Source organism: Streptomyces sp. NPDC096311 (assembly GCF_044763085.1).
In the GTDB taxonomy this organism is placed as follows: Bacteria; Actinomycetota; Actinomycetes; order Streptomycetales; family Streptomycetaceae; genus Streptomyces.
The window spans coordinates 162,904-188,702 of the sequence record NZ_JBIWFN010000012.1 but is presented as its reverse complement, the minus strand read 5'-3'; the positions used below and the strand labels follow the sequence as shown (position 1 = coordinate 188,702).

General features: G+C 69.3%; 29 protein-coding genes, 1 tRNA gene and 1 pseudogene. 13 read left to right on the top strand and 18 right to left on the bottom strand.

Translation table 11 applies throughout. The features are described 5' to 3' along the window. Nucleotides 1-54: 54 nt before the first annotated feature. On the top strand, nt 55-1,389 hold the full coding sequence (locus ACIRA5_RS29495; protein ID WP_403695509.1) for an SGNH/GDSL hydrolase family protein: 1,335 nt from the start codon (nt 55-57) through the stop codon (nt 1,387-1,389). A gap of 14 nt (nt 1,390-1,403) precedes the next feature. Here the strand turns inward: ACIRA5_RS29495 and ACIRA5_RS29490 are convergent, their stop codons facing one another. The 4 genes from ACIRA5_RS29490 to ACIRA5_RS29475 all read right to left on the bottom strand — a co-directional run bounded on the left by ACIRA5_RS29490 (nt 1,404) and on the right by ACIRA5_RS29475 (nt 5,038). Then, nucleotides 1,404-2,309 (bottom strand): DUF1707 domain-containing protein, encoded by a 906-nt coding sequence (locus ACIRA5_RS29490; protein ID WP_403695506.1) that lies wholly within the window; start codon nt 2,307-2,309, stop codon nt 1,404-1,406. A gap of 10 nt (nt 2,310-2,319) precedes the next feature. After that, entirely contained in the window at nt 2,320-3,321 is a 1,002-nt protein-coding gene (locus ACIRA5_RS29485) for an ATP-binding cassette domain-containing protein (RefSeq protein ID WP_403695503.1), read from the bottom strand. Between the two features lie 6 nt (nt 3,322-3,327). Further along, complete coding sequence (locus ACIRA5_RS29480) at nt 3,328-4,104, bottom strand: ABC transporter permease (protein ID WP_403695848.1); 777 nt, start codon at nt 4,102-4,104, stop codon at nt 3,328-3,330. 133 nt (nt 4,105-4,237) lie between these two features. Then, the gene (locus tag ACIRA5_RS29475) at nt 4,238-5,038 is read right to left on the bottom strand and encodes an ABC-2 family transporter protein (RefSeq protein WP_164404877.1); all 801 of its coding nucleotides are present in this window, start codon (nt 5,036-5,038) and stop codon (nt 4,238-4,240) included. Nucleotides 5,039-5,247: 209 nt separating this feature from the next. Here ACIRA5_RS29475 and ACIRA5_RS29470 point away from each other — a divergent pair, with 209 nt between their 5' ends. Then, nucleotides 5,248-7,731 (top strand): transglycosylase domain-containing protein, encoded by a 2,484-nt coding sequence (locus tag ACIRA5_RS29470; protein ID WP_403695500.1) that lies wholly within the window; start codon nt 5,248-5,250, stop codon nt 7,729-7,731. Nucleotides 7,732-7,768: 37 nt separating this feature from the next. Here the strand turns inward: ACIRA5_RS29470 and bcp are convergent, their stop codons facing one another. Further along, nucleotides 7,769-8,236: a thioredoxin-dependent thiol peroxidase gene (bcp, locus tag ACIRA5_RS29465; RefSeq protein ID WP_067379715.1), complete on the bottom strand. Its 468-nt coding sequence runs from the start codon at nt 8,234-8,236 to the stop codon at nt 7,769-7,771. A gap of 145 nt (nt 8,237-8,381) precedes the next feature. Between bcp and ACIRA5_RS29460 the strand changes: the two genes are divergently transcribed. The 6 genes and pseudogenes from ACIRA5_RS29460 to ACIRA5_RS29435 all read left to right on the top strand — a co-directional run bounded on the left by ACIRA5_RS29460 (nt 8,382) and on the right by ACIRA5_RS29435 (nt 10,989). Beyond that, nucleotides 8,382-8,720 (top strand): DUF3618 domain-containing protein, encoded by a 339-nt coding sequence (locus ACIRA5_RS29460; protein ID WP_403695497.1) that lies wholly within the window; start codon nt 8,382-8,384, stop codon nt 8,718-8,720. 84 nt (nt 8,721-8,804) lie between these two features. After that, on the top strand, nt 8,805-9,107 hold the full coding sequence (locus tag ACIRA5_RS29455) for a co-chaperone GroES (RefSeq protein ID WP_187285621.1): 303 nt from the start codon (nt 8,805-8,807) through the stop codon (nt 9,105-9,107). Between the two features lie 177 nt (nt 9,108-9,284). Continuing rightward, on the top strand, nt 9,285-9,605 hold the full coding sequence (gene sugE, locus ACIRA5_RS29450) for a quaternary ammonium compound efflux SMR transporter SugE (RefSeq protein ID WP_403695495.1): 321 nt from the start codon (nt 9,285-9,287) through the stop codon (nt 9,603-9,605). 67 nt (nt 9,606-9,672) lie between these two features. Beyond that, nucleotides 9,673-10,232: pseudogene (locus ACIRA5_RS29445) on the top strand (HNH endonuclease signature motif containing protein); the annotation flags it as partial. Next, nucleotides 10,232-10,906 carry an HNH endonuclease gene (locus ACIRA5_RS29440; protein WP_403695493.1) on the top strand — a complete coding sequence of 225 codons (675 nt, stop codon included), beginning with the start codon at nt 10,232-10,234 and terminating at the stop codon, nt 10,904-10,906. The pseudogene ACIRA5_RS29445 and the gene ACIRA5_RS29440, both read left to right, overlap by 1 nt. After that, a tRNA-Leu gene (locus ACIRA5_RS29435) sits at nt 10,906-10,989 on the top strand. The genes ACIRA5_RS29440 and ACIRA5_RS29435 overlap by 1 nt, the downstream gene beginning before the upstream one ends. 52 nt (nt 10,990-11,041) lie before the next feature. Here ACIRA5_RS29435 and rdgB read toward each other — a convergent pair. The 4 genes from rdgB to ACIRA5_RS29415 form a co-directional block, all read right to left on the bottom strand. After that, nucleotides 11,042-11,644, bottom strand: a complete 603-nt coding sequence (gene rdgB / locus ACIRA5_RS29430) for an RdgB/HAM1 family non-canonical purine NTP pyrophosphatase (RefSeq protein WP_403695490.1) — start codon at nt 11,642-11,644, stop codon at nt 11,042-11,044. A 47-nt stretch (nt 11,645-11,691) separates the two neighbouring features. Beyond that, nucleotides 11,692-12,084: a hypothetical protein gene (locus ACIRA5_RS29425; RefSeq protein ID WP_403695487.1), complete on the bottom strand. Its 393-nt coding sequence runs from the start codon at nt 12,082-12,084 to the stop codon at nt 11,692-11,694. A 124-nt stretch (nt 12,085-12,208) separates the two neighbouring features. Continuing rightward, the gene (rph, locus tag ACIRA5_RS29420; RefSeq protein WP_403695485.1) at nt 12,209-12,943 is read right to left on the bottom strand and encodes a ribonuclease PH; all 735 of its coding nucleotides are present in this window, start codon (nt 12,941-12,943) and stop codon (nt 12,209-12,211) included. A gap of 107 nt (nt 12,944-13,050) precedes the next feature. Next, a complete protein-coding gene (locus tag ACIRA5_RS29415) occupies nt 13,051-13,284 on the bottom strand; it encodes a glucose PTS transporter subunit EIIB (protein WP_030569190.1) in 234 nt (77 codons plus the stop codon). A gap of 174 nt (nt 13,285-13,458) precedes the next feature. Between ACIRA5_RS29415 and ACIRA5_RS29410 the strand changes: the two genes are divergently transcribed. Together ACIRA5_RS29410 and ACIRA5_RS29405 are read left to right on the top strand one after the other, a co-directional pair. Next, the gene (locus ACIRA5_RS29410) at nt 13,459-14,748 is read left to right on the top strand and encodes a PTS transporter subunit EIIC (RefSeq protein WP_403695482.1); all 1,290 of its coding nucleotides are present in this window, start codon (nt 13,459-13,461) and stop codon (nt 14,746-14,748) included. Between the two features lie 221 nt (nt 14,749-14,969). Further along, entirely contained in the window at nt 14,970-16,235 is a 1,266-nt protein-coding gene (locus ACIRA5_RS29405; RefSeq protein WP_403695480.1) for a PTS transporter subunit EIIC, read from the top strand. 72 nt (nt 16,236-16,307) lie between these two features. On the opposite strand, the gene ACIRA5_RS29400 is transcribed toward ACIRA5_RS29405, so the two are convergent. Further along, nucleotides 16,308-17,060, bottom strand: a complete 753-nt coding sequence (locus tag ACIRA5_RS29400) for an MBL fold metallo-hydrolase (RefSeq protein WP_403695478.1) — start codon at nt 17,058-17,060, stop codon at nt 16,308-16,310. 260 nt (nt 17,061-17,320) lie between these two features. Between ACIRA5_RS29400 and ACIRA5_RS29395 the strand changes: the two genes are divergently transcribed. Further along, nucleotides 17,321-17,800 (top strand): type II toxin-antitoxin system PemK/MazF family toxin, encoded by a 480-nt coding sequence (locus ACIRA5_RS29395; protein ID WP_403695476.1) that lies wholly within the window; start codon nt 17,321-17,323, stop codon nt 17,798-17,800. Nucleotides 17,801-17,993: 193 nt separating this feature from the next. On the opposite strand, the gene ACIRA5_RS29390 is transcribed toward ACIRA5_RS29395, so the two are convergent. The 7 genes from ACIRA5_RS29390 to clpS form a co-directional block, all read right to left on the bottom strand. Beyond that, on the bottom strand, nt 17,994-18,944 hold the full coding sequence (locus ACIRA5_RS29390; protein WP_352049042.1) for a cysteine synthase: 951 nt from the start codon (nt 18,942-18,944) through the stop codon (nt 17,994-17,996). 17 nt (nt 18,945-18,961) lie between these two features. Further along, nucleotides 18,962-19,240, bottom strand: a complete 279-nt coding sequence (locus tag ACIRA5_RS29385; RefSeq protein ID WP_054229696.1) for a MoaD/ThiS family protein — start codon at nt 19,238-19,240, stop codon at nt 18,962-18,964. Between the two features lie 122 nt (nt 19,241-19,362). Beyond that, nucleotides 19,363-19,464 carry a putative leader peptide gene (locus ACIRA5_RS29380; protein WP_312638615.1) on the bottom strand — a complete coding sequence of 34 codons (102 nt, stop codon included), beginning with the start codon at nt 19,462-19,464 and terminating at the stop codon, nt 19,363-19,365. 125 nt (nt 19,465-19,589) lie between these two features. Continuing rightward, nucleotides 19,590-20,012, bottom strand: a complete 423-nt coding sequence (locus tag ACIRA5_RS29375) for a Mov34/MPN/PAD-1 family protein (RefSeq protein ID WP_403695472.1) — start codon at nt 20,010-20,012, stop codon at nt 19,590-19,592. A gap of 76 nt (nt 20,013-20,088) precedes the next feature. Beyond that, nucleotides 20,089-21,549, bottom strand: coding sequence for an amino acid permease (locus ACIRA5_RS29370; RefSeq protein WP_403695470.1), 1,461 nt, complete (start codon nt 21,547-21,549; stop codon nt 20,089-20,091). A 461-nt stretch (nt 21,550-22,010) separates the two neighbouring features. Next, on the bottom strand, nt 22,011-22,616 hold the full coding sequence (locus ACIRA5_RS29365; RefSeq protein WP_403695467.1) for a DUF2017 domain-containing protein: 606 nt from the start codon (nt 22,614-22,616) through the stop codon (nt 22,011-22,013). 97 nt (nt 22,617-22,713) lie between these two features. Beyond that, the gene (clpS, locus tag ACIRA5_RS29360; protein WP_054229692.1) at nt 22,714-23,031 is read right to left on the bottom strand and encodes an ATP-dependent Clp protease adapter ClpS; all 318 of its coding nucleotides are present in this window, start codon (nt 23,029-23,031) and stop codon (nt 22,714-22,716) included. 119 nt (nt 23,032-23,150) lie between these two features. Here clpS and ACIRA5_RS29355 point away from each other — a divergent pair, with 119 nt between their 5' ends. Both ACIRA5_RS29355 and ACIRA5_RS29350 read left to right on the top strand, forming a co-directional pair. Further along, nucleotides 23,151-24,479, top strand: coding sequence for a nicotinate phosphoribosyltransferase (locus ACIRA5_RS29355; protein WP_403695464.1), 1,329 nt, complete (start codon nt 23,151-23,153; stop codon nt 24,477-24,479). A gap of 274 nt (nt 24,480-24,753) precedes the next feature. Then, nucleotides 24,754-25,338, top strand: a complete 585-nt coding sequence (locus ACIRA5_RS29350) for a nicotinamidase (protein WP_403695462.1) — start codon at nt 24,754-24,756, stop codon at nt 25,336-25,338. Nucleotides 25,339-25,415: 77 nt separating this feature from the next. Here ACIRA5_RS29350 and ACIRA5_RS29345 read toward each other — a convergent pair whose 3' ends face one another. Further along, nucleotides 25,416-25,757 carry a hypothetical protein gene (locus tag ACIRA5_RS29345; RefSeq protein ID WP_403695459.1) on the bottom strand — a complete coding sequence of 114 codons (342 nt, stop codon included), beginning with the start codon at nt 25,755-25,757 and terminating at the stop codon, nt 25,416-25,418. Nucleotides 25,758-25,799: the final 42 nt, after the last annotated feature.

Here is a 25,799-nt window from a genome sequence, read left to right as displayed (position 1 = left end):
GTGATCATCACTTCGGAGCCTCGGGCTCCCCTCGCCCGAGGAGACACGCACCGCATGACCAAGCGTCATGGTTATGCCCTGCTGGCCGCCGTCATCGCCGTGATCGTGGCCATATCCGGAGCCATATACGTGGGTGTCGCCGCCGACGACGGCACCGGCGGCACCCGCAACGCCACCGCCGACAACCGCGCCCCGCGCGACCGGGCCGCCCCCGCCTCCGCCGGCACCTGGGTCGGCACCTGGTCGGCCTCCCCCGCCGGAGCCGAGCCCGGCACCGAGACGAACGGCATGGCGGGCCGCTCCCTGCGCAACGTCGTGCACACGGACGTCGGCGGCACCGAAGCCCGCATCACCCTGTCCAACCTCTACGGACATCAGCCGCTGACCATCACGCACGCCTCGATCGCGGTCGCCGCGGCCGAGAACGACGCGGCGGCGGTGGCCGGCACCATGCGCCGCCTCACCTTCTCCGGCAGCACCAGCGTGATCGTCCCGGCCGGAGCGCAGATCATGAGCGACGCCGTGCGCGTGCGCGTCCCGCGCGACTCCGACGTCCTGGTGACCACGTACTCCCCGACCCCGTCCGGCCCGGTCACCTACCACTCGCTCGCACGGCAGATCTCGTACGCCGCCCAGGGCGACCGCACCGAGGACGTGAGCGCCACCGCGTACACCGAGCGGACCCCGTACTGGCGCTATCTGACCGCGCTCGACGTGCTGAGCGACGAATCGGTCGGCACCGTCGTCGCCCTGGGCGACTCGATCACCGACGGCAGCAACTCCACGGAGGGCGCCAACCACCGCTGGACGGACGTCCTCGCCGACCGGCTGCGCGCCGCGGCCGGCGACGGCGACGCGCCCCGCTACAGCGTCGTCAACCAGGGCATCAGCGGCAACCAGGTCCTGGCCGAAGGGCTCGGCCGGCCCGCCTCCAACCCGAGCGGCCTGAACCGTCTGGAACGCGACGTGCTCAACCGCACGAACGTCAAGGCCGTCGTCATCGACCTCGGCGTCAACGACATCCTGCGCAACCAGGGCCAGGTCGATCCGGTGACCGTCACCGACGGTCTGCGGGAGCTGGTGCGGCGGGCGCATGCGCGCGGGCTGCGGGTCGTCGGGGCGACGCTGACGCCCTTCGGGGGGCACCGCGGGTACTCACGCTCGCGTGACGCCGTACGCCGGGCCGTCAACGCGGAGATCCGGGCCGGGAAGGTGTACGACGCCGTCGTCGACTTCGACAAGGCGTTGCGGGATCCGTACGACCCGCGGCGGCTGCGGTCCGACTACGACTCCGGGGACCATCTGCACCCCAGTGACAAGGGGTACAAGCGGATGGCGGAGGTGTTCGAGCTCGGGGATCTGAAGGGGGCGGCGCCGGCGGAGCTGTAGAGGTCCCGCGGGAACTAGAAGCCGCCGTGCCTCCGCCGATGCCGCTCGTCCCTGCGCTCCCGGTGCCGTTCCCGGCGCTCCTCCTGGCGCTCCCTGCGTTCCTCGTGGCGTTCGCGGATGAGGTCGTGGGCCTCGTCCAGGGCGTCGAACATGTCGCCGAGGCCGTCCCGCCGTGAACCCTCCAGTTCCCTGCGGGCGCTCTTGCGCTCCAGCTTCTCCTGGCGGCGCTCCTCCTTCAGGCGCAGCCGCTCGGCACGGGTCAGCTTGCGCTCCACGCCGACGCCGCCCCAGAAGGCGAACCCCGTGACGATCACGCGCGGGGCGCCGGGGTCCCCGGGCCGCCCTTCCTCGCGGTGGTCGAAGCCGCCCATGATGCCGATGCCGCGGACGACGACCTCGACGCCGGGCGGCACGATGACGTTCACGCCGCCCATGACGGCGACGGCGTTGACGACGACCTCGCGGTCCGCGAAGTTCGCCTCACGCAGGTCGATCTCACCGCCGCCCATGAAGGCGAAGGAGTTGAAGCGCCTCGGAACCGTCCAGCGGCCCTTGCGCTCGAAGCCCGACAGGATCGCGACACCCCACGAGGACGAGCCCTCGCCGCCGACGATCCGCCCCGCCCAACTCCCGCTCTCCTCGGGCTGCTTGACCATGGAGACCGGGGCCGCGGCGTGCGCGCCCGGCAGATCGCGGGTGAGCGGCGCCAGTTCGCTGTACGTCCGTGCCTTGAACGTCGCTTCCAGCCGCTCCTCGAACTCCTCCATGTCGAGACGGCCCTCCGCGAGGGCGTCCCGCAGCTGTTCGGCGACTCGTTCACGATCGGCGTCGGAGGCCCGGAGCTCCGGGCTCGGGGATCCGGGGTCCGGCGGCGTCGGTCGCTGGTCGTCGCTTCCCCTGGAAGGCGCATCCTCGGTCATGGGACTCAGCCTACGAGAGAGCCTTCTCCGCGTACATGCGGCTGATGACCGCCTCGATGTCCGGCTCCCGCACCGAGAGGTCCACCAGGGGGAACTCGGCCGCGATCCGCGCCACCAGCTCCGCCGCCGACGCCGCCGCGGGGAAGGCGAGCCACTGCCGGGGCCCCTCCACCTTCACCACCCGCGCCGAGTCCACCTCGATCGGCGGAAGCTCCCGCTCCAGGTCGACCACGAGGGTCCGCTCGCTCTCCCCCACCTCGTGCAGCCCGGTCAGCGGACCGTCGTACATCAGCCGCCCGTGGTCGATGACCATCACCCGCCGGCACAGCTGCTCGATGTCGGTGAGGTCGTGCGTGGTCAGCAGCACCGTCGTACCGCGCTCGGCGTTCAGGTCCCGCAGGAAGGAACGGACCTTGGCCTTGCTGATCACATCGAGGCCGATGGTGGGTTCGTCGAGGTAGAGGACCTCGGGGTTGTGCAGCAGCGCCGCCCCGATGTCGCCGCGCATCCGCTGCCCCAGCGAGAGCTGACGCACCGGCACGTCCAACAGGGCTTCCAGGTCCAGGAGTTCGACACAGCGGTCGAGGTTCTCACGGTAACGGGCGTCCGGGATCCGGTACATGCGGTGCATCAGCCGGTAGGAGTCGATCAGCGGAAGGTCCCACCACAGGGTCGTACGCTGCCCGAAGACGACCCCGATGCGCCGCGCGAGCCGGGTGCGCTCGCGGGACGGATCGATGCCCGCGACCCGCAGCCGGCCGGCGCTCGGGGTGAGGATGCCGGTGAGCATCTTGATGGTGGTCGACTTGCCCGCGCCGTTCGGACCGATGTAGCCGACCATCTCACCGCGCGCCACGGTGAAGGAGAGGGAGTCCACGGCCCGTACCTGGCGCCGTTCGCTGCGCAGGAAGCCGGTCTTCTTGCGGACGTCGAAGACCTTCTCGACGCCGTCGAGTTCGATGAAGTCGCCCACCGGATCCCTGACCGGGTCCGTCATCAGGCCTGTTTCCATGTCGGTTCAACTCCCCGTGCTGCGATACGAACGAAGTCCCGCCCGCCAGGCGACCCCCGCCAGCGCGCAGCAGCCCGCCGCGATCAGGGGCGGCGTGAAGGCGATCCAGGTCGGCAGGTCGAGCGGATAGGGCCGGCCCAGCACATACAGCCCGGGCAGCCAGTTCACGAAGGCCAGCGGCAGCACGAAGGTGACCCCGCGCACCAGGTCCTTGGCGAAGACGGTCGGCGGGTACTGCAGGAGCGTGGTGCCGCCGTACGTGAAGGAGTTCTGCACCTCGGAGGCGTCCTGCGCGACGAACTGGAAGGCTCCGCCCGCCACGAACACGGCCGCGAAGATGGCGGCGCCGCAGAGCAGCATCAACGGGACCATGAGCAGCCTGAGCGGCGTCCAGTCGATGTCGAGCACGGCGATCGCGTACGCGAGGACCAGCAGCCCCTGGGTGACCCGGCCGAGACGGCGCAGCGCGAAGCGGTCGGCGGCGACCTGGGCGAGTACGGGGACGGGGCGTACGAGGAGCGTGTCGAGGGTGCCGTCGCGCACCCGGCGCCCGAGCCGGTCCATCGAGCCGACCACCAGGTCCGTGATCCCGAAGGAGGTGGCCGAGATGCCGTACAGGAAGGCGACCTCGGGCAGGCTGTAGCCGCCGATCCGGTCGACCCGCGAGAACATCAGCAGGACGGCCACGAAGTCGAGGGCGGTCGCCGCGAAGTTCCCGAAGGTGGTCATCGCGAAGGAGGCGCGGTAGGCCATCGTGGAACGGATCCACATCCCGGCGATCATCCGGTAGGCGCGGAATCCCTCCCGCACGCGGGCATACGTCCCCTGCGGCGCACCCAGCACCGCCGAAGCCGCCGGCTCCCGGGAGGAGACCGAGTCCCTGGAGCCCCGTGCGGTTTCCGCTGCCTCCGCCGAGTCAGCCACCCTGCACCACCACCCTCCGTGTCGCCACCGACTGGATCAGTCGTCCCAGGGCCAGGAGCCCCAGCGCCCAGGACGCCTGGAAGACGTACGTGCCGAGGGGGTCCGCGGTGCCGAGCAGGACGTCCGCGGGGCCCTGGACCAGGGACGACCAGGGCAGGGCGCGTACGACCTCGCCCAGCGCGCCCGGGAAGACGTTCAGCGGCAGCAGCATCCCCGAGCAGAAGACACCCGCGATCATGGACATCTGCGCCACGCCCGCCCCGTCGAGCAGCCAGAACGCGGACAGGGCCACCAGATAGCGGAGCGAGAAGCTCACGACTGTTCCGAGCGCGACCGCGATCAGGAACGCGATCCAGGTCAGCGGGTCGGCGGGGAGCGCCAGTTCGAAGAAGAGCGCGCCGAACGCCAGGGGCACCGCTCCGCGCCCCAGCAGATGGAACATGGCCCGCCCCGCGTCCTGGGACAGCCACCACAGCTGGAGGTCGGCGGGCCGGTACAGGTCGATCGCGATGTCACCCGTACGGATGCGCTCGATCAACTCGTCCTCGAAGCCGCCGCCCATCGTCGCCATCGCCATGAGCAGCGCCTGGGAGAGCCACACATAGGTGAGGGCCTGGGCCTGGTCATAGCCGCCGAGGTGCGGTTTCTCGTCCCACAGGGCCATGAAGACGTACGCCAGGATCAGCCCGAAGACGGTGTTGGTGAACACCCCCGCCGCCGTCGCCGTCCGATACGTGGCGTAGCGCCGGAACCCGCCCACCGCGACGGCCGTGTACAACCGCCCTGTCCCCACGAGGATGTCCTCCTTGCGTCAAAAGGGCCGTTGTGGCCGAAGCGCAGGAGCCTAGCCCCGCCCGGCTTCGCCTGCCAGGCATTTTCAGGCGCGACACGTGCCGGGATCCGGGAACGGAACGCTTGGTGCGACAGTCTTCATCAGGGGGCGCACCAGGCGTATGAGGGCGTACGGGAACGTACGATGCGAAACAGGAGTCCGGCGAACAGATGAGTGACAAGCCGCAGCCGCAGCAGAGCAGCCAGGGCTGGGCCCCGAAGGAACCGGAACCGGCGCCTCAAGCGGCACCGGGCGGGCCGGACAGCGACGGCACACCGGACGGTCCGGCTGGGACGGACACGCCGGGCAAGCCGGGGAAGACGCCCAGGCAGAAGCGGACGGGCTGGGGGCGGCTCATCCCGACCTGGCGGATGGTGCTCGGCACGCTCGTCGGCGCGATACTGCTCCTGATCGGCCTGTTCGCACTGGGCTACTACCTGGTCAAGATCCCGCCCGCGAACGCCGCCGCGACCAAGCAGAGCAACGTCTACCTGTATGCGGACGGCAGCCAGCTCGCCCGCGACGGCGAGGTCAACCGCGAGAACGTGGCGCTCGCTGAGATCTCGAAGGACGCCCAGCACGCGGCGCTCGCCGCCGAGGACCGCGACTTCTACACCGAGTCGGCCGTCGACCCCAAGGCGATGATCCGCGCCGGCTGGAACACCGTCACCGGCAAGGGCAAGCAGTCCGGTTCGACGATCACCCAGCAGTACGTGAAGAACTACTACCTGGGCCAGGAGCAGACCGCCACGCGGAAGGTGAAGGAGTTCTTCATCTCCATCAAGCTCGACCGCCAGAAGAGCAAGGACGACATCCTCGAGGGCTACCTCAACACCAGCTACTACGGCCGCAACGCGTACGGCATCCAGGCCGCCGCCCAGGCGTACTACGGCGTCGACGCCAAAAACCTGACGCTCGGTCAGGGTGCCTACCTCGCCGCGCTCCTGAACGCGCCGAGCGAGTACGACGTGGTCGCGCACCCCGAGAACAAGTCCGCGGCCGTCGCCCGCTGGAAGTACGTCCTCGACGGCATGGTCAAGAAGAACTGGCTGACCCGGGCGGACCGGGCCAAGGTCACGTTCCCGCAGCCCAAGCAGGAAGTGGTCGCCGCCGCCATGTCGGGCCAGCGCGGCTACCTGGTGCAGGCGGTCAAGGACTACCTCGTCTCGAACAAGATCATCGACGAGGACACCCTGACCACCGGCGGCTACCGCATCACGACCACGCTCCAGAAGTCCCGGCAGAACGCCTTCGTGAAGGCCGTCGACGACCAGGTGATGTCGAACCTCGACAAGAAGAACCGCAAGGTCGACCGGTACGTCCGCGCCGGCGGCGTCTCCATCGACCCGGCCACCGGCAAGGTCGTCGCGATGTACGGCGGCATCGACTACACCAAGCAGTACGTCAACAACGCGACACGCCGTGACTACCAGGTCGGCTCCACCTTCAAGCCGTTCGTCTTCACCTCGGCCGTGCAGAACGGCTCGCAGACGCAGGACGGCCGCGCGATCACCCCGAACACGGTCTACGACGGCACCAACAAGCGCCCCGTGCAGGGCTGGAACGGCGGCTCGTACGCGCCCGAGAACGAGGACAACATCTCGTACGGGCCCATCACGGTACGCACCGCCACCGACAAGTCCGTCAACGCCGTGTACGCGCAGATGGCCGTCGACGTCGGCCCCGGCAGGGTCAAGCAGACCGCCGAAGCCCTCGGCATCCCCTCCACCACCCCCGACCTGACCGGCACCCCGTCCATCGCGCTCGGCCCGTCCACGGCCAGCGTCCTCGACATGGCGGAGGCGTACGCGACCCTCGCCAACCATGGCAAGCACGGCACGTACACGCTCGTCGAGAAGGTCACCAAGGACGGCACGTCGGCCGTGAGCCTGCCCACGCAGGACACCGAGCAGGCGGTGCCCCGGGAGGCCGCCGACACCACGACGTCCATCCTGCAGAGCGTCGTCGAGGGCGGTACCGGTACCGCAGCGCTGGCCGCCGGCCGGCCCGCCGCGGGCAAGACCGGCACCGCGGAGGAGGACCAGGCGGCCTGGTTCGCGGGCTACACCCCCGACCTCGCCACCGTCGTCTCCGTCATGGGCCAGGACCCCGACACCGGCACCCACGAGTCCCTCTACGGCGCCCTCGGCCAGCCCCGCATCAACGGCGGCGGCTACCCTGCGCAGATCTGGGCGCAGTACACGAAGGCCGCGCTCAAGGGCAGCAGCGCGAAGGACTTCGACCTGCAGCTCCAGCCGGGCGCGGAGGAGCAGCAGCTCCCGAGTACCGGCACCACCGACCAGACCCCCGGCACCGGCGGCCAGGACAACGGGGGCCAGACCACCGGCGGGACGGCCTCCCAGAGCCCGCCCTCGGATCAGACGCAGGGCCAGACCCAGGGACAGACCGACGGCCAGACCCAGGGCCAGACGGAAGGTCAGACCGAAGGGGAGACGCAGGGCCAGACCGACGGCGGCACCACCACCGGGGGCGGCACGACCGACGGGACGACCAGCGGCGGCACGACGGACGCGGGCACCACCACCGGCGGCGACACCGCGGCCCCGTCGGGCGGGACCACGGACGGCGGCGGTACGGCGGGGACGACCGCGGGAGCGGGGCCACTGGGCGCACTGACGTCACGAAAACAGTGACCCGCGCCTGGACAGGGGGCCGGCAGCTTCGGGAAGCTCAGATCCCCAGATCCTTGATGATCTTCGCCACGTGGCCGGTCGCCTTGACGTTGTACAGCGCCCGCTCGACCTTGCCCTCCTCGTCCACGATCACCGTGGAGCGGATGACGCCGACGACCGTCTTGCCGTACAGCTTCTTCTCGCCGAAGGCGCCGTACGCCTCCAGGACGGTCTTGTCGGGGTCGCCGACCAGGGTGACCTTGAGGGACTCCTTCTCGCGGAACTTGGCGAGCTTCTCGGGCTTGTCCGGGGAGACGCCGATGACGTCGTACCCGGCACCGGCCAGCACGTCGAGGTTGTCCGTGAAGTCACAGGCCTGCTTCGTGCAGCCGGGGGTCAGGGCGGCCGGGTAGAAGTAGACGATGACCTTGCGGCCCTTGTGGTCGGCGAGGGAGACCTCGTTGCCGTCGGCGTCGGGCAGGGTGAAGGCGGGGGCGGTGTCGCCGGGCTGGAGTCGCTCGCTCATCGGAACCTCACGTGGCCGGGGTGAATGCTTACGGAACTACGGGAACGAGCGTAATGGGGGTGCCGAGGGGTGAGCGGCGGCCCGAGCTGACAGACTGTCGGCGGCACAGAGACAAAGATCGGAACACGACCACGGAGGCAGCGCGGTGTCGGATACGTCGAGGACGTCGGATACCAGGACTCCGGCGCAGATCGAGGCGGACATCAAGCGCCGCCGCGAAACACTCGCCGAGACGCTCGACGAGATCGGCGTGCGCGTCCACCCGAAGACGATCGTCGGGGACGCCAAGGCCAAGGTCGCCTCCCAGATCGACCACACGCTCGGCCGCGCCTACGTCGGCGTCAACCGGGTGGTCGGCGATGTGAAGGGGCAGCTCGTCACCGAGGACGGCGCGCCACGCCTGGAGCGCATCGTGCCCCTCGCACTCGTCGCGGTCGGGGTCGTGGGCCTGGTGGTGGCGGGCTCACGACGACGCAAGCGCTGACAACGGCTCAAAGGCAGGTAGGTTCTGGATGTGAGCGCCAATCGGGACAAGCAGACCCCCCACCACGACAAGTTGCCCATCCGGATGCTGCACGACCGCGTGCTGGTGCGGCAGGACGCCGCCGAGGGCGAGCGGCGTTCCGGCGGCGGCATCCTGATCCCCGCGACGGCGGCCGTCGGGCGGCGCCTCGCCTGGGCCGAGGTCGTCGCGGTCGGACAGAACGTACGGACGGTGGAACCGGGCGACCGTGTCCTCTACGACCCCGAGGACCGGGCCGAGGTCGAGGTGCGGGGAATCGCGTACGTGCTGATGCGCGAGCGCGATCTGCACGCCGTGGCGGCGGACCGCTTCGAGGGCTCCGAGGACTCGACCGGCTTGTATCTGTAGGACGTAGCGGATCCGACGGGGCTGGTGACCATGGTCACCAGCCCCTTTTGCCTGTGCTTTGCTACCGTGGAAGGCGCTGGAAGGACCCCGACGAGACGCGCCGTACCGGGCGGAGAGCGAAAAAGCTCCCAGGCAAAGACGACGCACCCCTGTTGACCACTCACGGAGGTGCCTCTCATGGCCTGGATCCTGCTGCTCGTCGCCGGTCTGCTCGAAGTCGGCTGGTCGGTCGGCATGAAGTACACCGACGGCTTCACCCGCCTCGTCCCCAGCGTCCTCACCGGCGCGGGCATCATCGCGAGCATGGTCCTGCTCTCCTACGCCGCCAGGTCCCTCCCCATCGGCACCGCCTACGGCGTCTGGGTCGGCATCGGCGCGGCCGGCGCGGCGGTACTGGGCATGCTCGTCCTCGGCGAACCGGCGACCGCCGCCCGCATCTTCTTCGTCTGCCTGCTCCTGGTGGCGGTGGTGGGCCTGAAGGTGACGTCGGGGCACTGAGACACCCCCTCCGCAGCACAGCACCGAAAGCCGGACGTGTCCATCCGATTCCCCTCCGTTCCGGGCGAGTTCGAAGCGGAACTACATCCGTGAGCGCATGAAGAAGCTGGGGGTGGACACCTCCCACTCGAGCGCGAAGGCGCCAAGTGGACCAGGGAGATCCTTGAATCGGTGGTCGTCGTGTCGACGAGCGTCAACGAGGTCTTGCGGCGACTCGGACTCGGTACCGTAGGCGGCCACCACACCAACATCGCTCGACGCATCAAGGCATGCGGGATCGACACCTCTCACTTCACGCCCGTGGTCCGAACCGAGCGAATGAGGTACAACCAGCGTCGCCGCACCGCCGAGGAGATCCTCGTCGAGGACGCGTCGGCGGACGCCAGGCGTATCCCGAGCCAACGACTCAAAAGGGCAATGCGCGAGCTGGGTGTAGAGGAGCGCTGCGCCCTGTGCGGTATCGAACCGGTCTGGCTGGAGGAACCACTCCCGCTCGAGATCGACCACATCGACGCCAACTGGCGCAACAACCGGATCGAGAACCTTCGGTTCCTCTGCCCCAACTGCCACTCCACGACGGACAGTTACCGAGGAGGGGGCATGCGGCGCGTCAGGGACGGCGCCTGATGGGCAGCGGCGCGCAGTACACCCGCGAGCGACTGTCGGAAGCCGCCGAACGGTGTTCCGACATCGATGAGGTCATCGCTTTCCTCGGCACCGAACCGTATGCGAATCTCCGCCGGTACCTCACCAAGCGATTCGCCGACTTCGGCATCGACATCTCACATTTCCGCCCCTGCGGCAGGCACGCCCGGCCCGCGCCCGACGAGTTGCGAGCGGCGGTCGCCGAATCGTTCTCGATCACAGAAGTGCTGCGCCGCCTGGGGCGCACGAATAACGGTGCCCAGCGCGCGAAGCTGCGCAAGTGGATCGCCGAGAATCACCTTGCGACCACGCATTTTCTCGGCCAGGCACATCAGCGGGGGAAGCAGACCGCGACCACCCGACGCCCCGAGGATGTTTTGGTATGCCACAGCGGCACGCACCGGATCAAGACCTCCCGATTGCGGCGGGCGCTCTGTGCAGTCGGCGTCCTTGAGCAGTGCGCGAGGTGCGGAGTCGGCCCCGTGTGGCTCGGCAGGCCCATGACGCTGGAAGTCGATCACATCGACGGCGACCGGCATGACAACCGGCGTGAGAATCTGCGGTTGCTGTGCCCCAACTGCCACGCGATCACGAGCATCTGGTGCAGGGGAGGCAGAAGGCTGCGGGCGACTCCCGGTACGATGGCAGGCGGCTAGCGGCGGTGGCGCAACGGCGACGCAGCAGACTTAGGATCTGTGGCCCGTGAAACGGCTTGAGGGTTCGAATCCCTTCCGCCGCACAGCAAACGGCCTGCGAATCGAAAGATACGCAGGCCGTTCTCGTGGGCGCTCTCAGCCCAACAACTCCCGAACCACCGGCACCAGCCCCCGGAACGCCTTCCCCCGGTGGCTGATCGCGTTCTTCTCCTCGGCAGAGAGCTCCGCGCACGTCCGCTTCTCCCCCTCCGGCTGGAGGATAGGGTCGTAGCCGAAGCCATTCGTGCCGGTCGGGGCGTGGCGCAACGTACCCCTCAGCTGTCCCTCGACGACCCGCTCCGTGCCGTCCGGCAGGGCGAGCGCCGCCGCGCAGGCGAAGTGGGCGCCCCGGTGTTCGTCGGAGATGTCCGAGAGCTGGGCGAGGAGAAGGTCCAGGTTCGCGCGGTCGTCCCCGTGCCGTCCCGCCCAGCGGGCGGAGAAGATGCCGGGGGCGCCGTTCAGGACGTCCACGCAGAGGCCGGAGTCGTCGGCGACGGCGGGCAGGCCGGTTGCCTGGGCCAGGGCGTGGGCCTTGAGGAGGGCGTTCTCGGCGAAGGTGACGCCGGTTTCCTTGACGTCGGGGATGTCCGGGTAGGCCTCCGCGCCGACGAGGTCGTGGGTGATACCTGCGTCGGCGAGGATCACCTTCAGCTCGGTGATCTTTCCGGCGTTGCGGGTGGCGAGGATCAGGCGGGTCATGGCCATCAGTATCGCCGAGTCCCTTTCCGGGGTCCGACCGGCGGTCGCTACGGCGTGCAGACCTTCGTCAGTTCACCGGCCGCGTCGGTGACCAGGCTGACGTCGGGGGTGTTGTCGCCGTTCTTGATGGCCGTACGGACGTTGCCGACGGCCTTGTTCAGGTCGTCGACCGCCTTGTTGACATCGGCGTTGTCCGTCTTGTCGCCGATCTTGTCGAGGTTGTTCTCGATCGCGTTGAGGGACTCGTCGGTCTGCGTCGGGTCGTTCGCCGCGTTCTCCACGGCCTGCTGGAGGTTGGTGACGCTGTCGGCGATGGAGTCGGCGGTCTGGACACAGTCCAGGGCCTTGTTGACGGCGTCGCAGCCCACGGCCGCCGGCAGGGCGACGAGTACGGCGGCGACGGCGAATGCGGCTGTGCGGCGTCGGTGGCGCGCGGCCATGGAACGGTCCCTCCCCGTGGACAGACATGTGGTCGACCCCGTGGCGCGGTCGGCTCGGCCCGTGCGGGGGCCGACGGGGGCGCACGGCTGGACCGTACGCCCGTACCCCTTAGAACGCGAAGGGTTATTCCGCGGTTGCCTCGAGGGCCGCCCGCTGGATCACCGCGAGCTCGTCGCAGCCGGCGACGGCGAGGTCGAGCAGGGCGTTGAGCTCCTTGCGGTCGAAGGGCTCGGCCTCCGCGGTGCCCTGGACCTCGACGAAGCGTCCGTCGCCGGTGCAGACGACGTTCATGTCGGTGTCGGCCTTCACGTCCTCCTCGTAGCAGAGGTCCAGGAGGGGGATCCCGCCGACGATGCCGACCGAGACGGCGGAGACGGTGCCGGTCAGGGGCTTGCGGCCGGGCTTGACCAGCTTCTTGGCCTGCGCCCAGGTGATCGCGTCGGCCAGCGCCACGTACGCGCCGGTGATGGCCGCCGTACGCGTGCCGCCGTCGGCCTGGAGGACGTCGCAGTCGAGGACGATGGTGTTCTCGCCGAGCGCCTTGTAGTCGATGACGGCGCGCAGGGAGCGGCCGATGAGGCGGGAGATCTCGTGCGTACGGCCGCCGATCCTGCCGCGGACCGACTCGCGGTCTCCACGGGTGTTCGTGGCGCGGGGAAGCATGGAGTACTCGGCGGTGACCCAGCCCTCTCCGCTGCCCTTGCGCCAGCGCGGGACGCCCTCCGTGACGGAGGCGGTGCAGAACACCTTGGTGTCGCCGAAGGAGACGAGGACGGAGCCCTCGGCGTGCTTGCTCCAGCCGCGCTGGATGGTGATGGGGCGCAGTTGTTCGGGGGTGCGGCCGTCGATTCGAGACATGACGTTGAGCCTAGCCGCATACGGCTGAGGGGCCGCCTCCGGTTGCGGAAGCGGCCCCTCAAAGGTGAGGTGGGGGGCTCAAGGGTGCCCCTTGCGTTCACATCGGTTCACATCATGTCTTCGATGTCCGCGGCGATGGGGTCGGCATCGGTGCCGATGACGACCTGGATGGCGGTGCCCATCTTGACGACGCCGTGGGCGCCGGCGGCCTTCAGGGCGGCCTCGTCGACCTTGCTCGGGTCCACGACCTCGGTACGCAGGCGGGTGATGCAGCCCTCGACCTCTTCGATGTTGTCGATGCCGCCGAGCCCGGCGACGATCTTCTCAGCCTTCGTGGCCATGTCCTACTCCCTGATCAGAACCGCTTTGTCGCAGTAACCCACAGTTGGCCCATCTTTGCGAGCGGCCATGTCGCGCGTACCGAATGATGGCGTTCACGACAGCGCAACCGTTCGTCGACTGGTCTACACCAGTGGGCGGGCAGTCGCCAACCCGGCCCCGTCCGGAGGACGCCCATGAGTGCCGACAGCGCCCCCGCGCCCGCACGGGCCCGCTGGAACAAGCTGTTCCAGGGGCTGCAGAAGATGGGCCGCAGCCTCCAGCTGCCGATCGCCGTGCTGCCGGCCGCGGGCCTTCTCATCGGACTCGGCCAGCCTGGCGTGTTCGGCGCCGAGGGGCTCGGCTGGGACAACGTCTCCAAGGTGATGAGGGGTGCGGGCGGCGCGCTGCTCGACGGGTCGCTCGGGCTGCCGCTGCTGTTCTGCGTGGGCGTGGCCATCGGTATGGCGAAGAAGGCGGACGGGTCGACGGCGCTCGCGGCGGTCGCCGGTTTCCTCGTCTACTACAACGTGCTGCGCCAGTTCCCGGTGAGCTGCCCGGGCGGGGCGAAGGTGCTCACGAACATCGGCTGCCAGGCCGCCGACTCTTCGGTGGCGCCGTTCACGTACCAGAATCCGGGGGTGTTCGGCGGCATCGTCATGGGGCTGATGACCGCGTACTTCTGGCAGCGTTACCACCGCACCAGGCTGGTCGACTGGCTCGGCTTCTTCAACGGGCGGCGGTTGGTGCCGATCATCATGGCGTTCGTGGCCGTCGCCTTCGCGGCGTTGTGTCTGTGGGTCTGGCCGCCGGTGGGGCGGGGTCTCGAGCACTTCGGCGACTGGCTGGTGGGGCTGGGTTACTGGGGTGCCGGTGTCTTCGGGGTGGCCAACCGGGCGCTGCTGGTGATCGGCCTGCACCAGTTTCTGAACGTGCCGGTCTGGTTTCAGTTCGGCAGCTACACCACGCCGGACGGGACGGTCGTGCACGGCGACATCAACATGTTCCTGGCCGGCGATCCGAACGCCGGGCAGTTCACGTCCGGGTTCTTTCCCATCATGATGTTCGCGCTGCCGGCGGCGGCCCTGGCCATCACGCACTGCGCGAGGCCCGAGCGCCGCAAGGAGATCGGCGGGCTGATGCTGTCGGTCGCGTTGACCTCGTTCGTCACGGGCATCACGGAACCGCTCGAGTATTCGTTCTTGTTCGTCGCGCCGGTGCTGTACGCGATCCACGCGCTGCTGACGGGGGTGTCGATGGCGGTGACGTGGGGGTTGGGCGTGCACGACGGCTTCACCTTCTCCGCGGGGCTGATCGACTACGTCATCAACTGGCATCTGGCGACCAGGCCGTGGGCGGTCGTGCCGATCGGGCTGTGCTTCGCGGCCGTGTATTACGTCATCTTCCGGTTCGCGATCACGAAGTTCGATCTGAGGACTCCGGGGCGGGAGTCGGAGGAGGAGCACGAGGACACGACCAAGGCGTAGGCGGTTCGTCGACGATCCGCGGGCCGGTGGGGGCTGGTCGCGCGGCTTCGGCGCGTCCGGAACCGGTTCGTCCCTTTATGATCCGGGCCACAAAATCTGCGGGTTCCTTATCCCACCTTCACCGTGCTACAACAGGTCTACACCACTGAGTGGTGTAGACCACGCCGTCCCCACCCACCTTCCTTGTCCCCTGGGCGGCGCCTTGTCCACTGGAGGAAGTTGTGACCACGGCCAGCGCCGCTCCCGCGGCCGACAAGAAGAAGGGCTCCGGCGCGATGGCTGTCCTGCAGCGCATCGGCCGCAGCCTGATGCTGCCGGTCGCCGTACTGCCCGCCGCCGCGCTCCTCGTGCGTCTCGGCAACACGGACATGCTGGGACGCCCGTCCTTCCCCACGTTCTTCACCAAGATCGCCGGCTTTATGACGGCCGGCGGCAACGCGATCCTCGACAATATGGCGCTGCTGTTCGCCGTTGGCATCGCGATCGGCTTCGCGAAGAAGTCGGACGGCTCGACGGCGCTCGCCGCGGTGGTCGGCTACCTGGTGTTCAAGAACGTGCTGGCGACGTTCACGGACAAGAACCTGCCGAAGGTGGCCACGGCCGTCGACGGCAAGGTCGTCATGGTGAACGCCCCCGTGGACGCCAAGGTCCTGGGCGGTGTGGTGATGGGCATAGTCGTCGCCCTGCTGTACCAGAAGTTCTACCGGACCAAACTGCCCGACTGGGCGGGCTTCTTCGGCGGCCGCCGGCTCGTCCCGATCCTGTCCGCGTTCGCGGGCCTGCTGATCGGCATCGTCTTCGGTTACATCTGGCCGGTCCTCGGCACGGGTCTGCACAGCTTCGGTGAGAAGCTGGTCGGTTCGGGGGCCGTCGGCGCCGGCATCTTCGGTGTCGCCAACCGTGCGCTGATCCCGATCGGCATGCACCACCTGCTGAACTCCTACCCCTGGTTCCAGGCGGGCGACTACCACGGCAAGAGCGGTGACATCGCGCGCTTCCTGGCCGGCGACCCGACCGCGGGCCAGTTCATGACCGGCTTCTTCCCGATCATGATGTTCGGCCTCCCGGCCGCGTGCCTGGCGATGGTGCACTGCGCCCGGCCCGAGCGCCGCAAGGTCGTCGGCGGCATGATGCTCTCGATCGCGCTGACCTCGTTCGTGACGGGTGTGACCGAGCCGATCGAGTTCACGTTCATGTTCATCGCGCCGGTCCTGTACGCCATCCACGCAGTCCTGACCGGTGTCTCGCTGGCGCTGACCTGGGCGCTCGGCATGAAGGACGGCTTCGGCTTCTCGGCGGGCGCGGTCGACTTCGGTCTGAACCTCGGCATCGCGAGCAATCCGTGGGGCCTGGTCCTGGTGGGTCTGTGCTTCGGGGTGGTCTACTACGCGGTCTTCCGCTTCGCGATCATCAAGTGGAACCTCCCCACGCCGGGCCGTGAGTCCGACGAGGAGCTGGCGGAGCTGCTGAAGGCGGAGGCCAAGTAGCCCCCGTACACGACCGAGGGCCCCCGGAGAATCCTCCGGGGGCCCTTTCGTACGTACGGACGGCGACGGCTTCTAGATCTCGTACGTCGCCCGGGGCGTCGCCAGATCCACGGGGCCCGGGTACACCGCGCGGGCGTCGGCCAGGTTGATCCGGGGGTCCGTCCACGGCGGGATGTGGGTGAGCAGCAGGCGACGGGCGCCGGCGCGGTCGGCGCTCTCGCCCGCCTCGCGGCCGTTGAGGTGCAGGTCGGGGATCTTCTCCTTGCCGTGCGTGAACGCGGCCTCGCACAGGAACAGGTCGGTGTCCCGGGCGAGTTCGTCCAGCGCGTCGGTGACACCGGTGTCCCCGGAGTACGTCAGCGACTTCCCGCCGTGCTCGATGCGGATGGCGTACGCCTCCACGGGGTGGCGCACCCTCTCCGTGTGCACGGTGAACGGGCCGATCTCGAACGTGGCCGGTTTGACGGTGTGGAAGTCGAAGACCTCGCTCATCGAGGAGGCGGTGGGAGTGTCCGCGTACGCGGTGGTCAGTCGCTGTTCCGTGCCCTCGGGTCCGTAGACGGGGAGCGGGTCGCAGCGGCCGCCGTCGTGGCGGTAGTAGCGCGCGACGAAGTACGCGCACATGTCGATGCAGTGGTCGGCGTGCAGATGGCTGAGGAAGATCGCGTCGAGGTCGTAGAGACCGCAGTGGCGCTGCAGCTCGCCAAGGGCACCATTGCCCATGTCGAGAAGCAGCCTGAAGCCGTCGGCCTCGACGAGGTAGCTCGAGCAGGCCGATTCCGCGGACGGGAACGACCCCGAGCAGCCGACGACGGTGAGCTTCATAAGAGCTGGAACCTCCGCGCTGACAGGAAGTGCAGAGAGTAGATGCGGGGTGCAGGTACTCGGCTGCGGATACGGGAACGGGGGTCGTGCGGTCCGTCGAGCGTAAGGCGCAAAAGGGCGGGTCGCTCCTCCACCAGGGGCTGTTGTGGGCGAACTCACCTGTGGTGTCACCGGTTCGGATGGATGGTCGACCGGAGGTCGGATGCCTGGGTTCCGCGGGCGGGGGGCGAGGCGGAGTGCACGCCGGTACCTTCTTTGGTATGGACACGTCCTGGTGGCTCGCGTTGGCGGCCGTGGTGCTGCTCGCGCTGGTCGCGACGCTGGTGGACGGCTGGGGGCGCCGTGGGCGCCGCGGGCGCCGAGAGCGCCGCGGAGACCGGGCCGCCGGTCGGACTCGGCCGCCCGGGCGGCGGGAGCGGCCGCGGATACCTCGGCCGCGGCCGGCGGAGATCTGGTGGGCGAAGGTTCCCTACGAGGACGGGCCCGGGGAGAAGGACCGGCCGTGTCTGGTGCTGGCCGTGCGAGGCGAACGGGTGACCGTCGCGAAGATCACGAGCAAGTACCACGACGATCGGGCCGGGGTGATTCCGTTGCCGCCGGGTGCCGTCGGCGATGCCCATGGGCGGGCGAGCTTCCTGGAGACGGATGAGCTGCGCGAGGTGCCCTTGTGGGAGTTTCGGCGGCGGGTGGGAGTAGTGGATCCGGTCCTTTGGGACCAGGTCCGCTACTTGGCAGGCTGAGCCCCTCCCTCGCCTCCGCCGGTCTTTCGGCTGCGGGCCGGTGGGGGCTGGTCGCGCAGTTCCCCGCGCCCCTTGTGAGCGCTGGCGCGCATCTTTCAGGCCGGTCGGGGGTCCGGGGGCGCAGCCCCCAAGGGGGGAGGGGGCGGGTAGGGGCGGCGGGGGCGAGAAACATCCGGGCCGTCGCCCCTGCGGCCTACGCCCAGAGCTGGCCCTGGAGGGTTTCGATGGCTTCTTCTGTGGTCGCGGCGGTGTAGACGCCCGTCGACAGGTACTTCCAGCCGCCGTCGGCGACGACGAAGACGATGTCGGCGGACTCCCCGGCGGCGATCGCCTTCTTGCCGACGCCGATCGCGGCGTGCAGCGCGGCCCCGGTGGAGACGCCCGCGAAGATGCCCTCCTGCTGGAGGAGCTCACGGGTGCGGGTGACCGCGTCGGCGGAGCCGACCGAGAAGCGGGAGGTGAGGACCGACGCGTCGTACAGCTCGGGAACGAAGCCCTCGTCCAGGTTGCGCAGGCCGTACACGAGGTCGTCGTAGCGCGGCTCCGCGGCGACGATCTTCACGTCCGGCTTGTTCTCCCGGAGGTAGCGGCCGACGCCCATCAGGGTGCCCGTCGTGCCGAGCCCTGCGACGAAGTGCGTGATGGAGGGGAGGTCCGCCAGGATCTCGGGGCCCGTCGTCGCGTAGTGGGCGCCCGCGTTGTCGGGGTTCCCGTACTGGTAGAGCATCACCCAGTCGGGGTGCTCGGCCGACAGTTCCTTCGCGACGCGCACGGCGGTGTTGGAACCGCCGGCCGCAGGGCTGGAGATGATCTCCGCGCCCCACATGGCCAGCAGGTCCCGCCGCTCCTGAGAGGTGTTCTCCGGCATCACGCACACCATGCGGTAGCCCTTGAGCTTCGCCGCCATGGCCAGCGAGATGCCGGTGTTCCCGCTCGTCGGCTCCAGGATCGTGCAGCCCGGCGTCAACCGGCCGTCCTTCTCCGCCTGTTCGACCATGTGGAGGGCAGGGCGGTCCTTGACCGAGCCCGTCGGGTTGCGGTCCTCCAGCTTCGCCCAGATCCGGACGTCGGCGGACGGCGAAAGGCGGGGCAGGCGCACCAGAGGGGTGTTGCCCACCGCGGCGAGCGGGGAGTCGTAGCGCATCAGCGATCAGCAGCCGATCAGACCATGCCGCCGGCCACGGCCGGCAGGATCGTCACGTTGTCGCCGTCGGTGAGCTTGGTGTTGATGCCGTCGAGGAAGCGGACGTCCTCGTCGTTCAGGTACACGTTGACGAAGCGGCGCAGCTGGCCGTCGTCGACGATCCGGGCCTGGATGCCGGCGTGCCGGGTCTCGAGGTCGGCGAAGAGCTCGGCGAGGGTCGCGCCGCCGCCCTCGACGGCCTTCTCGCCGCCGGTGTAGGTGCGGAGGATGGTGGGGATGCGGACCTCGATGGCCATGGTTGCGGGCTCCTGTCGGAAGGAAAAGTCAGGTCGGTGGGCGCGCGGCGGCGCGGGAAGGGCAGGGGGACACCGGTGGTGGCCCCGCGGAGCCGTGGCTCACGGCCGTACGGCGGCAGGGTTCAGCGCGTACAGATGGCGCTCTGCAGCCTGCACAGGTCGACGTGCAGCCGCGCCACGAGCAGCATGCCCGGCGTCTTGTCGCTCACGTCCTGGGAAACCATGGGCTCATCGTATCGATTCCCGGTCCGGGTCCCGGAGTGTGATCTCAGATGGTGGATGAATTCTGCCCGAAGTCCGGGATCGGAGCGGAGCGGGAGCAAAGGATCGGGGCGCAGTCGGGGCGGTGTCAGTACGCGTCCACGACCGTGACCTCCTCCTCCGTCACCTCTCCCTCGACGATCCGGTACGAGCGGAACTGGAAGGGACCCGCGTCGTCCGCGTCAGCCGTCGAGACGAGGACGTAGTGCGCGCCGGGCTCGTTGGCGTACGAGATGTCGGTGCGGGAGGGGTATGCCTCGGTCGCCGTGTGGGAGTGGTAGATGATCGCCGGCTCCTCGTCGCGGTCGTCCATCTCGCGGTACAGCTTCAGCAGGTCGCCGGAGTCGAACTCGTAGAACGTGGGCGAGCGGGCGGCGTTGAGCATCGGGATGAAGCGCTCGGGGCGGCCCGAGCCCGCCGGGCCCGCGACGACGCCGCACGCCTCGTCGGGGTGGTCCTGGCGCGCGTGCGCGACGATCTGGTCGACGAGGGCCTGGGTGATGGTCAGCATGTCGGCCAGGATAAGCAGAAGGGCCGCTGCGTACCGAGGGGTGGTACGCAGCGGCCCACATGCTGAACCGGGAAGGTCAGCCGACCTTCTCGAACGCCGGCTCGCGGCGCTCGGTGACCTGGGGGTTGCGTGTCTTGAGCACCCACCAGCCGATGGCCAGGGCCGCGGCCCAGCCGGCCATCACGTACAGACAGACGCGGGAGTCGGCGTCGTACGCGATGAGGCCCGTGACGAACAGCAGGAAGACGACCGCGATCCAGCTGCACTTCGCTCCACCGGGGGCCGGGAAGGAGGAGGCGGGCAGGCGTCCGGCGTCCACCGCGCGGCGGTAGAGGATGTGGCTGACCAGGATCATCAGCCAGGTCCAGATGCCGGCGGCGGTGGCCACGGAGGTGACGTAGCCGAAGGCCTTCTCCGGGACGATGTAGTTCAGGATCACGCCGATGCCCATGAAGAGCATGGAGACGGTGATGCCGATCGCCGGGGTCTTGGTCGAGGAGAGCCTGCTGAAGACCTTGGGGGCCTCGCCGTTGTCCGCCAGGGTGCGCAGCATGCGGCCCGTGGAGTACATGCCGGAGTTGCAGGAGGACAGGGCGGCGGTCAGGACGACGAAGTTGACGATGCCGGCGCCGGCCGGGATGCCGATCTTCGCGAAGGCCTCGACGAAGGGGCTGACGCCCGGGGCGAACTCGGTCCACTTCACGACGCAGAGGATGACCGTGAGCGCGCCGACGTAGAAGAGCGCGATGCGCCACGGGAGGGTGTTGATCGCCTTGGGGAGGGTCTTCTCCGGGTCCTCGGACTCGCCCGCCGTGACGCCGACGAGCTCGACGGCGAGGTAGGCGAACATGACGCCCTGGAGGGTCATCAGGGACGAGCCGACGCCCTTGGGGAAGAAGCCGTCGAACTGCCAGAGGTTGGCGACGGAGGCCGTGTCACCGGCCGAGCTGAAGCCGAAGGTGAGGACGCCGAGGCCGATCACGATCATGCCGATCAGGGCGGTGACCTTGACCATCGAGAACCAGAACTCGATCTCTCCGAAGAGCTTCACCGAGATCAGGTTCGCCACGAAGAGGACGATCAGGAAGACCAGCGCCGTCACCCATTGGGGGATGGACGGGAACCAGTAGTGGACGTAGATCGCGGCGGCGGTGAGTTCCGCCATGCCGGTGACCACCCACATCAGCCAGTACGTCCAGCCGGTGAAGTAGCCGAAGAACGGGCCGAGGAACTCGCGGGAGTACTCCGCGAAGGAGCCCGAGACCGGGCGGTACAGGAGCAGCTCGCCGAGCGCCCGCATGATGAAGAAGATGATCACGCCCGCGAGGGCGTACATGAAGATGAGGCTGGGCCCCGCCTTGGCGATGTTCGCCCCGGCGCCCAGGAAGAGACCGACGCCGATGGCGCCGCCGATCGCGATCATCTGGACCTGGCGACTGCCGAGCCCGCGCTCGTACCCCTCTTCGGGGGCGTCGCCGCCCACGGCCTCACTGCCGGTACGCGGCTCGTCGGTCTTGTCGACCTGCGATGAGGTCATGTGTGGTGCGCCTTTCTCCATGCCGGTCCGAGCCAGTCCCTTGGCTTCGGATCGGGTTCCGATCCCCCCGGATGTGATGGAGCTGTGCCTGGCCGGCGGTCGCCGGCTCGGTGGCGCACCCGACCGGACCTGGGTGGTGTCCTGTCGGGCGGTCGTGAAGATTTATCACGGCCGCAACATGGGCAGCCTGCGGGTGATGTAAGGCATGCCACAAGGAGAAGCGGACAAACAGCACTCACCCGGACATAGCAGGCCACGACGGTGACGGGATCGTTATCCGGATCTGAGCGTCCTCTGAGCGAACACCGATTGAACCCTGAACCAACCCCTGATCAGGGCTTTCCGGTGCTTACATGTCCAGCGTCCGATCGGGGCACACGACCGTTTCCCCGCCCAGCGCCCGATCGGGGCACACGACCGTTTCCCCGCCCAGCGCCCGATCGGGGCATCTCGGCGGACGATCAGGACATCAGCGTCTCGACGAGCGTCTCCTGGAGACCGCCCAGCCACAGGTACGCCATCACCATCGGCTTGCGCGGGTCCTCGTCCGGAAGGCGGTAGAGGAGGTCGGTGTCCTCCTCGTCGACGACGTCCAGCCGGGCCCCGATCGCCAGGCGCAGGTCGTTGAGGGCGCGCAGCCACTGCTCGGACTCCCCGGGGGAGAGCTTGAGGACCGCGCCGCCGTCACCCGCCGTGGTGAGGGCGTCCAGCGAGCGGATCACCGCGAGGGCGTTCTCGCGCTTGCCGGCGCGCAGGTCGTTCTCGGTGAAGCGGCGGAACTCGGAGGAGTACGCCCGCTGCTCCTCGGCCTGTTCCGGCGAGGACGCCTCGACGTCGGGGCCGCCGTAGGCGTCCGGGAAGAGGCGCTGGAGCACCGGGTCGGAGGGCGGCTCGCTGGGGCCCTCCGCGAAGAGTTCGGCGAGCGGGTCGTCGGGGGCGTTCTCCGCGGGGCCGGGCCCGATGAGCTCCAGGAGCTGTACGGCGAGGGAGCGGATGATGGAGATCTCGACCTCGTCGAGCGCGACGGCCGCGCCGCCGCCGGGGAGCGGTTCGAAGTGTCCTGGCATGGAGTGAGTTCGCTACTTCCGGTCCTGCTCGCGGTTTACAGGGAGGGCTCGGGCTGCTGCCGGTCCGACGGCCGCCGGTCCGACGACTTCCGGCCCGCTACTTCCGGTCCTGCTGAAGGGTGGCCCACAGACCGTAGCCGTGCATGGCCTGTACGTCGCGCTCCATCTCCTCGCGCGTGCCGCTGGAGACGACCGCCCGGCCCTTGTGATGGACGTCGAGCATGAGCTTGGTGGCCTTGTCCTTGGTGTAGCCGAAGTACGTCTGGAAGACATACGTCACATAGCTCATGAGGTTGACCGGGTCGTTGTGCACGATGGTGACCCAGGGGACGTCGGGCTCGGGTACGGCGAAGACCTCCTCCGCCGACTCGGTCTTTTCGATCTCTAGGGGTGCGGGAGCGGTCACACGGCCCATGCTGCCACCAGAGAGGGGGGCCCGCACAAATGGACCCCCGGAATACAACGGGATACAACCCGACCACAAGGGCCACCATAAATCGTCAGAGTGACGAGATGGGGGTACCATCCAGGCTTATGAACACAGCGGACCTTGGGCTGCCGGTGGACGTTCCCTCGACGGCGCTCTTCACGGACCAGTACGAGCTGACGATGTTGCAGGCCGCACTGGCCGCGGGGACCGCCGAGCGACGCTCGGTCTTCGAGGTCTTCACGCGGCGGCTGCCGGAGGGGCGGCGCTACGGCGTCGTCGCGGGCACCGGGCGGGTTCTCGACGCCGTCGAGAACTTCCGCTTCGACGCCGACGTCCTCGGCTTCCTGCGCGAGAACGCCATCGTGGACGGGCCGACCCTGGAGTGGCTCGCCTCGTACCGCTTCAGCGGGGACATCTGGGGCTATCCCGAGGGCGAGGTGTACTTCCCGGGCTCGCCGATCCTGCGGGTCGAGGGGTCCTTCGCGGAGTGCGTGCTCCTGGAGACGGTGATCCTCTCCATCCTCAACCACGACTCGGCCATCGCGGCCGCCGCCTCCCGGATGGCCTCCGCCGCCGGGGGCCGGCCGCTGATCGAGATGGGCGCCCGGCGGACGCACGAGCTGGCCGCGGTGGCGGCGTCGCGGGCCGCGTACGTCGGGGGCTTCACGACCACCTCCGACCTGGCGGCAGGCTTCCGCTACGGCATCCCGACCGTCGGCACCTCCGCACACGCCTTCACCCTCCTGCACGACCGGGAGCGGGACGCCTTCCAGGCCCAGGTGAACTCGCTGGGCCGGGGGACGACGCTGCTCGTGGACACGTACGACGTCGCGGAGGCGGTACGGATGGCGGTCGAGGTCGCCGGGCCTGAGCTCGGGGCCGTACGGATCGACTCCGGGGACCTGCTGCTGGTCGCGCACCGGGTGCGGCAGCAGCTGGACGAGCTGGGCGCGAGGGACACGCGGATCATCGTGACCTCGGACCTGGACGAGTACGCGATCGCCTCGCTGGCGGCGGCGCCCGTCGACGCGTACGGCGTCGGTACGCAGTTGGTGACGGGTTCCGGCCATCCCACCTGCTCGATGGTCTACAAGCTGGTCGCCCGCGCCGAGTCGGCGGACCCGAAGGCTCCGCTGGAGCCCGTGGCCAAGAGGTCCACCGGCGGCAAGACCTCGATCGGCGGGCGCAAGTGGGCCGCGCGCCGGCTCGACGAGCGGGGGGTCGCCGAGGCCGAGGTGATCGGTACCGGGGCGGTCCCCGTGGCGCTCGCCGACCGACAACTGCTGGTGGAGCTCGTCAAGGGCGGGCAGGTCCTCTCCCGCGAGCCCCTCGACGTCGTACGCGACCGGCACGCCGCCTCCCGCGCCAACCTGCCGTTGTCGGCGACACAGCTCTCGCGCGGGGAACCGGTCATTCCGACGGAGTACATCTGATTCGGCCCCCGCGGTGTGCGCGGGGTGCGCCGGAGCGCGCGCGGGCGGCGCTCCGGCCGGCTCCGGCCACCCTTGGGCAAACACGAATGAACGGGCGGTCAGCGGGAATGCAACGGCAACACGCACACCGCACCGGCCGCCGCAACGGGCCGTAACCGAATGCCCCCTCCCGCGCCGCACCCGAAGTCTCTAGGCTCGGCTCCACAGGCCGGTCCCGCACACCTCCTGCCACATTCACCGACCCCATAGTCGACACCGTCGAAGGACACCGACCATGCGCCGCGCCTTGATCGTCGTAGACGTGCAGAACGACTTCTGCGAGGGGGGCAGCCTCGCGGTGTCCGGAGGCGCCGATGTCGCCGCCGCCATCACGGAGCTGATCGGGCAGGCGCCCGCCGGCTACCGGCATGTCGTCGCCACGCGTGACCTCCACATCGCTCCCGGTGGCCACTTCGCCGACAACCCCGACTTCGTCCACTCCTGGCCCGCGCACTGCGTCGCCGGCACGGAGGGGGTCGGGTTCCACCCGAACTTCGCTCCGGCGGTCGCCTCCGGCGCGGTCGACGCCGTCTTCGACAAGGGCGCGTACGCGGCGGCGTACAGCGGTTTCGAGGGCGCCGACGAGAACGGGGTCGCGCTGGGTGACTGGCTGCGCGCCCGTGAGATCGACGAGGTGGACGTGGTCGGCATCGCCACCGACCACTGCGTCCGCGCGACCGCCCTGGACTCCGTCCGCAACGGCTTCCGTACCCAGGTCCTCCTGGACCTCACGGCCGGAGTCGCCGAGGAAACCACGGACCGCGCCCTCGAAGAACTCCGAGCAGCAGGCGTGGACCTGACAGGAAAGCCGGTCGTCTAGCCTTCTGGCCATTCCGACCGGCCCCGCCGCCCGGCGAGCGCCGGGTGGCTACGTCCGCGCCGCCGACCCGTCGCCGGTCACGCCTGGGGTGCCGGGCGTCTCAGGAGGGATTTGAACGGGCGCCACAGTTCCTGAGTGAGGTCGGAACCCTGGACTCCGCTGTCCAGGGTCGTGCGCCATATGAGGCCGTCGGGGTGGTGCAGGACGGCGGTGATCTCGTCGGGGGTGGGCGGGGCCGCGTTCCCGCGGAGGTAGACCGCGCGCAGGCCGAGGTTGCGCAGGCGCGTCAGGGCGCGGGCACGGTTTTGGGCCAGGACCAGAAAGCGCACGCAGCCGGGACCCGGGCCCGCCGGGCTGGGCAGGTTCAGGGCCACAACCACGCTGCCGTTCGGCAGCTTGCAAAAACCTCCTGCGGCCATGCAGTCACACCCCCGTGCGCACCGGTGTCAATAAGAAATCCA

What these genes read in the sequence shown, in the direction of transcription:
- ACIRA5_RS29425 (WP_403695487.1), bottom strand. Translation starts at nt 12,084, where the DNA reads ATGGCCGCGCGCCACCGACGCCGCACAGCCGCATTCGCCGTCGCCGCC.
- ACIRA5_RS29490 (WP_403695506.1), bottom strand. Translation starts at nt 2,309, where the DNA reads ATGACCGAGGATGCGCCTTCCAGGGGAAGCGACGACCAGCGACCGACG.
- ACIRA5_RS29410 (WP_403695482.1), top strand. Translation starts at nt 13,459, where the DNA reads ATGAGTGCCGACAGCGCCCCCGCGCCCGCACGGGCCCGCTGGAACAAG.
- ACIRA5_RS29415 (WP_030569190.1), bottom strand. Translation starts at nt 13,284, where the DNA reads ATGGCCACGAAGGCTGAGAAGATCGTCGCCGGGCTCGGCGGCATCGAC.
- ACIRA5_RS29400 (WP_403695478.1), bottom strand. Translation starts at nt 17,060, where the DNA reads ATGAAGCTCACCGTCGTCGGCTGCTCGGGGTCGTTCCCGTCCGCGGAA.
- ACIRA5_RS29355 (WP_403695464.1), top strand. Translation starts at nt 23,151, where the DNA reads ATGAACACAGCGGACCTTGGGCTGCCGGTGGACGTTCCCTCGACGGCG.
- clpS (WP_054229692.1), bottom strand. Translation starts at nt 23,031, where the DNA reads ATGGGCCGTGTGACCGCTCCCGCACCCCTAGAGATCGAAAAGACCGAG.
- ACIRA5_RS29470 (WP_403695500.1), top strand. Translation starts at nt 5,248, where the DNA reads ATGAGTGACAAGCCGCAGCCGCAGCAGAGCAGCCAGGGCTGGGCCCCG.
- bcp (WP_067379715.1), bottom strand. Translation starts at nt 8,236, where the DNA reads ATGAGCGAGCGACTCCAGCCCGGCGACACCGCCCCCGCCTTCACCCTG.
- ACIRA5_RS29375 (WP_403695472.1), bottom strand. Translation starts at nt 20,012, where the DNA reads ATGCTGACCATCACCCAGGCCCTCGTCGACCAGATCGTCGCGCACGCG.
- ACIRA5_RS29495 (WP_403695509.1), top strand. Translation starts at nt 55, where the DNA reads ATGACCAAGCGTCATGGTTATGCCCTGCTGGCCGCCGTCATCGCCGTG.
- ACIRA5_RS29345 (WP_403695459.1), bottom strand. Translation starts at nt 25,757, where the DNA reads ATGGCCGCAGGAGGTTTTTGCAAGCTGCCGAACGGCAGCGTGGTTGTG.
- ACIRA5_RS29365 (WP_403695467.1), bottom strand. Translation starts at nt 22,616, where the DNA reads ATGCCAGGACACTTCGAACCGCTCCCCGGCGGCGGCGCGGCCGTCGCG.
- ACIRA5_RS29455 (WP_187285621.1), top strand. Translation starts at nt 8,805, where the DNA reads ATGCTGCACGACCGCGTGCTGGTGCGGCAGGACGCCGCCGAGGGCGAG.
- ACIRA5_RS29380 (WP_312638615.1), bottom strand. Translation starts at nt 19,464, where the DNA reads ATGGTTTCCCAGGACGTGAGCGACAAGACGCCGGGCATGCTGCTCGTG.
- ACIRA5_RS29370 (WP_403695470.1), bottom strand. Translation starts at nt 21,549, where the DNA reads ATGACCTCATCGCAGGTCGACAAGACCGACGAGCCGCGTACCGGCAGT.
- rdgB (WP_403695490.1), bottom strand. Translation starts at nt 11,644, where the DNA reads ATGACCCGCCTGATCCTCGCCACCCGCAACGCCGGAAAGATCACCGAG.
- rph (WP_403695485.1), bottom strand. Translation starts at nt 12,943, where the DNA reads ATGTCTCGAATCGACGGCCGCACCCCCGAACAACTGCGCCCCATCACC.
- ACIRA5_RS29395 (WP_403695476.1), top strand. Translation starts at nt 17,321, where the DNA reads ATGGACACGTCCTGGTGGCTCGCGTTGGCGGCCGTGGTGCTGCTCGCG.
- ACIRA5_RS29390 (WP_352049042.1), bottom strand. Translation starts at nt 18,944, where the DNA reads ATGCGCTACGACTCCCCGCTCGCCGCGGTGGGCAACACCCCTCTGGTG.
- ACIRA5_RS29480 (WP_403695848.1), bottom strand. Translation starts at nt 4,104, where the DNA reads ATGATCGCCGGGATGTGGATCCGTTCCACGATGGCCTACCGCGCCTCC.
- ACIRA5_RS29350 (WP_403695462.1), top strand. Translation starts at nt 24,754, where the DNA reads ATGCGCCGCGCCTTGATCGTCGTAGACGTGCAGAACGACTTCTGCGAG.
- ACIRA5_RS29385 (WP_054229696.1), bottom strand. Translation starts at nt 19,240, where the DNA reads ATGGCCATCGAGGTCCGCATCCCCACCATCCTCCGCACCTACACCGGC.
- ACIRA5_RS29485 (WP_403695503.1), bottom strand. Translation starts at nt 3,321, where the DNA reads ATGGAAACAGGCCTGATGACGGACCCGGTCAGGGATCCGGTGGGCGAC.
- ACIRA5_RS29440 (WP_403695493.1), top strand. Translation starts at nt 10,232, where the DNA reads ATGGGCAGCGGCGCGCAGTACACCCGCGAGCGACTGTCGGAAGCCGCC.
- sugE (WP_403695495.1), top strand. Translation starts at nt 9,285, where the DNA reads ATGGCCTGGATCCTGCTGCTCGTCGCCGGTCTGCTCGAAGTCGGCTGG.